The organism is Mesorhizobium sp. M7A.F.Ca.CA.003.01.2.1 (assembly GCF_003998945.1).
Lineage (GTDB): Bacteria > Pseudomonadota > Alphaproteobacteria > Rhizobiales > Rhizobiaceae > Mesorhizobium > Mesorhizobium ciceri.
Genome location: NZ_RZRA01000441.1, coordinates 1 through 4,563, shown reverse-complemented (window position 1 = coordinate 4,563; position 4,563 = coordinate 1). Strand labels below are relative to the sequence as shown.

Here is a 4,563-nt window from a genome sequence, read left to right as displayed (position 1 = left end):
GTCGTAGGTTTCGCCGTCGATGTTCTTGCGGCTGGTGATTTCCAGGATCTGTCCGGGCGTCGGCAGCGACTTCGGCTCGACATGCCTTGCCGGGTTCCAGAGCTCGGAGCGGACGATGGCCCGGGCGCATTGGAAATAGACCGCATCGATGTCGACGACGGTCACCGATCGCGCCGCCTTGCCGTCCACCGTGAATGACGCGCACAGCGCTGTATCCGTTGTGATGTGGGCGCGGCCATTGACGCGCAGCGTCGTGCCGGAGCCCGGCACCAGGAACAGCAGGCCGACGCGTGGGTCGCGAATGATGTTTTTCAGCGAATCGGCGCGGTTGTTGCCGCGTCGGTCCGGCATCATCAGCGTTTTCGGATCATGGATGCGCACGAAGCCGGCGAGATCGCCGCGCGGCGAGCAATCAAGCCCCTCCGGCCCGCTGGTCGCCAGCGCGACAAAGGGCGAGGCTTCGATGAAGGCGGCATATTCGGGAATGATGTGGTCGAGTTCCTTGACCAGCGAGGCCTCGCCTGGAACGCCATAGAGTGCCTCGAGCTGCTCGACCGTGGTGATGACGGACATGTTTTCGCCTCCAAACCTTTGCCGGCGCTACCCCAGATCGATGACATCTTCACGACAGCGATGCCCTAGCGGTCCCGGCTAAGGCCCTTTTCCGCAAGCTCCGCGAGATAGGCTTCCCAGCGCGCATCCTTCTCGTGGCCGAGCGTATGCAGGTAATTCCAGGTGAAGATGCCGGTGTCGTGGAAATCGTCGAAGGTGATGCGCACGGCGTAGTTGCCGACCGGCTCGATCTTCAGGATCGCCACATTGCGCTTGCCGGGGACCGTCACCCGCTGATCCGGCGAATGGCCCTGCACTTCGGCCGATGGCGAGGCGACGCGCAGCAGTTCCGCCGGCAGTTCGAACGGATGGTGGTCGGGAAAGGTGACGGACAGAAGTTTGCGGTCCTTGGAAACCCTGAGTTCTTTCGGTGCGGTCATGCTGTTCGATCCCGTGTCATCCGCCCTTCCCTACGCCGCTTCGCCAAACGGGAAAAGGTCTGATGAGACCGACCGACATGCGATGTCGGCTGAGAGATGTTACCAAAGATCGAGAGGCGCTATCTTGAACAGCAGGCCGGATCGTATCACATAGCGGTATATAACGAAGCCGTTCACGGCCACGGGAAGCGCTTGAAGCATGGACATGATTGATCCTTTCGGCCGCACGATCAGCTATCTCCGCGTGTCGGTTACCGACCGCTGCGATTTCCGCTGCACCTATTGCATGGCCGAGGACATGGCCTTCCTGCCTAAGAAGGACCTGCTGTCGCTGGAAGAGCTCGACCGGCTGTGCACGGTTTTCATCGAAAAGGGCGTCAGGCGATTGCGGCTGACCGGCGGTGAGCCGCTGGTGCGCAAGAACATCATGCATCTGGTGCGCCAGCTGTCGCGGCATCTCGAAAGCGGCGCGCTGGAAGAACTGACGCTGACCACCAACGGCTCGCAGCTGTCGCGCTTTGCCGCCGAACTCGCCGATTGCGGCGTCAGGCGCATCAACGTCTCGCTCGATACGCTCGATGCCGACAAATTCCACAAGATCACCCGCTGGGGCCATCTCGACAAGGTCATGCAAGGCATCGATGCCGCGCAGGCGGCCGGGCTCAAGGTCAAGCTCAACGCAGTGGCGTTGAAGGATTTCAACGACGCCGAGCTGCCCGAGATGATGCGCTGGGCGCATGGCCGCGGCATGGACCTGACGGTCATCGAAACCATGCCAATGGGCGAGATCGATGCCGACCGCACCGACCAGTATTTGCCGCTGTCGCTGCTGCGCGCGTCGCTCGAACGCCAGTTCACGCTGACCGACATTCCCTTCAAGACCGGCGGCCCGGCGCGCTACGTCCAGGTCGCCGAGACCGGCGGACGGCTCGGCTTCATCACGCCGATGACGCATAATTTCTGTGAGAGCTGCAACCGCGTCCGGCTGACCTGCACCGGCACCCTCTATATGTGTCTCGGCCAGGAAGATGCCGCCGATCTGCGCGCGCCCTTGCGCGCCTCGGAAGGCAACGAGCTGGTCGCCGAAGCTATAGACGAAGCCATCGGCCGCAAGCCCAAGGGCCATGACTTCATCATCGACCGCCGCACCAGCCGCCCATCGGTGTCACGCCACATGAGCGTCACTGGCGGCTGATCTTTCCGTGAAATTCATGCAATATCGCTTCGGGATCATGACTTCGAGGCGAGCATGCGGCTGCACTCTTCATTCCTGGTCATTGCGACAATGGCAGCAACCAGTGCGGTCGCCGCGCCATTCACCTATGTGAACGATCGCTTCGGCACTGTCTGCACCTTTCCCGACGACGTCTTCACCGATCGCCAGCCGGAGCCCGACAATGGCGACGGACAGCAATGGCTGAGCGCCGATGGCGCCAGCCTGATCTGCTCGGGCATCCTCAACGTCGACGACGACACGCCGAAAGGCTTTGTCGCGGCGGAGAAGGCGAGCAAGAAGCCGGGCTACAAGGTCACCTACAGCAAGGCCGGAAAGGACTGGGCCGTGCTGTCGGGCCTGAGGGATGGAAAGATATTCTACGAGCGACGTCTGTTTGGGAAAGACGGTATCATCCGTACGGTCTGGGTCGACTACCCGCCGGCGCTGAAGTCGAAATACGATCCGCTGGTCGGCGCCATCGCCGGCAGTCTCAAGGGGCCATGACGGTTTCGGACCACACCCCAGAAAAAGTCTTGTTCGCGAACCGCAGCCGGATTTACGGCCAGTCTGTTCCAGCCTAGCCTTCCCCTGGAAGCTGCTCTTCGCTCGCAGGGGGATACACCATGCGCAAACTCGTTCTTTCTCTGGCACTGCTTGGCCTCGCGGCCGTGCCCGCGGCGGCGCAGTCGATCGGCGGCACCTATACGGTCGCCGGCACCAACTTCGACGGCTCGGCCTATGGCGGCGAAGCCACCATCACGCTGACCAGCGGGACGACCTGCGCGATCCATTGGGAAACTGGTGGCTCATCTTCCGACGGCATCTGCATGCGCAACGATGATGCCTTCTCCGCCGGCTATGTCATGGACAAGGACATTGGCCTCGTCGTCTACAAGGTGGCGGCGGACGGTTCGCTGCACGGTCTTTGGACGATCGCCGGCAAGGAAGGCAATGGCACCGAGGTGCTTACGCCGAAGAAGTAAGTTCGCCATCGCAGGCGATATTCCGGGCCACAAACAAGGCTGTGGCCCAGTCCTTTGCTGTTGCTGTTTCATGCCCGACTGTTACAGGCTTGCTGCCTAAAGCGCGTCGCGTTTGAACGGATTCAGGCCACGCGCTTCAGGTCTTTGTTTCTTATGCATGTCGTTTCCCCAAAACCGAGGTCACTTTTGGGCGATATGTATTAGCAGAACCGGTAGCCGTCTTGCCCCTGTCTCCAAATCTTCACGGCGCGTTGTTCATGATGGTGGCGATGGCCGGCTTCACCCTCAACGACGCCATAACCAAATACTCGTCGCAATCGATGAACATGGCGCAGGTCATGTTGATCCGTGGGGCTTTCGCTTCGCTTTTCGTCGGCCTGCTGGCCTGGCAGCGCGGCGCTCTCGCCCGCCCGGGCTCGATGCTGCAGCCTCTGGTCGCCTTGCGCGTGATCAGCGAGGCCGGCGCAACGGTGAGTTTCCTCGTCGCCCTCGCCCATCTGCCGATCGCCAATGTTTCGGCGGTGCTGCAGGCGCTGCCGCTGGCGGTGACGATGGGAGCGGCACTTGTCTTTGGCGAGACTGTCGGTTGGCGGCGTTGGCTGGCCATCGCCATCGGATTTGCCGGCGTGCTGATCATCGTGCGGCCGGGCTTCGAAGGGTTCAGCGTCTACTCGCTGTCGGCGCTGGCCAGCGTCGCCTGCTGCGCGGTGCGCGATCTCGCCACCAAGCGGATCCCCAAGGCCATTCCGACATTGCTGGTGTCGACCGCGACCGCGCTTGCCATGACAATCGTCGGCGCGGCGCTGTTGCCGGCAATGGGCGGCTGGACGCCGATGACGGGCAACAGCACGGCCCTGCTGGCCCTGGCTGCTGTGCTGGTGATTATCGGCTACCAGTTCATCATTATGGCGATGCGGGCGGGCGACATCTCCTTCATCGCGCCGTTCCGCTACACGGCCCTGATCTGGTCGATCCTGCTTGGCCTGTTCATCTTCGCGGACATTCCCGATCTGCCGATGATCGTCGGCGCCACCATCATCATCGGCTCCGGCCTCTATGCGCTCTACCGCGAGCGGGTCGTCGGCCGGCGCAAGATCGTCGCCGAAAGCACGGGGCCAAGCATGGTTCCGGACGGAATCTAGCCAGATCATTGAAGGTTCTTGTGATTTCCGACGGCTGGCGTACAGGCTTCGTGGCATGAAGCGAGACATTGCGGGGATTGTTCTGGCCGGTGGCCAGTCGAGGCGGATGGGCGGCGGCGACAAGAGCCTGTTGCCGCTTGGCGATGGCTGCCTGCTTGACCAGGTCGTGTCGCGCTTCGCCCCGCAAATAGAATCGATGGCGCTCAGCGCCAATGGCGACCCTGCACGAT

7 protein-coding genes are annotated in these 4,563 nt (G+C 62.1%); 5 read left to right on the top strand and 2 right to left on the bottom strand.

What is annotated here, in order from left to right; all coding sequences use genetic code 11:
• Both EN969_RS18215 and EN969_RS18210 read right to left on the bottom strand, forming a co-directional pair.
• On the bottom strand, positions 1-573 hold a 573-nt coding region (locus EN969_RS18215), incomplete at its 3' end, for a pyridoxamine 5'-phosphate oxidase family protein (protein ID WP_164758329.1).
• A 65-nt stretch (positions 574-638) separates the two neighbouring features.
• Complete coding sequence (locus EN969_RS18210; RefSeq protein ID WP_013531698.1) at positions 639-992, bottom strand: DUF971 domain-containing protein; 354 nt, start codon at positions 990-992, stop codon at positions 639-641.
• Between the two features lie 199 nt (positions 993-1,191).
• Here EN969_RS18210 and moaA point away from each other — a divergent pair, with 199 nt between their 5' ends.
• From moaA to EN969_RS18185, 5 genes are all read left to right on the top strand, one after another.
• Positions 1,192-2,187: a GTP 3',8-cyclase MoaA gene (moaA, locus tag EN969_RS18205; RefSeq protein ID WP_013531699.1), complete on the top strand. Its 996-nt coding sequence runs from the start codon at positions 1,192-1,194 to the stop codon at positions 2,185-2,187.
• A 54-nt stretch (positions 2,188-2,241) separates the two neighbouring features.
• A complete protein-coding gene (locus EN969_RS18200; protein ID WP_063167991.1) occupies positions 2,242-2,712 on the top strand; it encodes a hypothetical protein in 471 nt (156 codons plus the stop codon).
• Between the two features lie 119 nt (positions 2,713-2,831).
• A complete protein-coding gene (locus tag EN969_RS18195; protein ID WP_013531701.1) occupies positions 2,832-3,191 on the top strand; it encodes a hypothetical protein in 360 nt (119 codons plus the stop codon).
• 221 nt (positions 3,192-3,412) lie between these two features.
• On the top strand, positions 3,413-4,333 hold the full coding sequence (locus EN969_RS18190; RefSeq protein WP_063167990.1) for a DMT family transporter: 921 nt from the start codon (positions 3,413-3,415) through the stop codon (positions 4,331-4,333).
• Between the two features lie 55 nt (positions 4,334-4,388).
• The coding region (locus tag EN969_RS18185; RefSeq protein WP_164758328.1) for an NTP transferase domain-containing protein at positions 4,389-4,563 on the top strand (175 nt) is incomplete at its 3' end.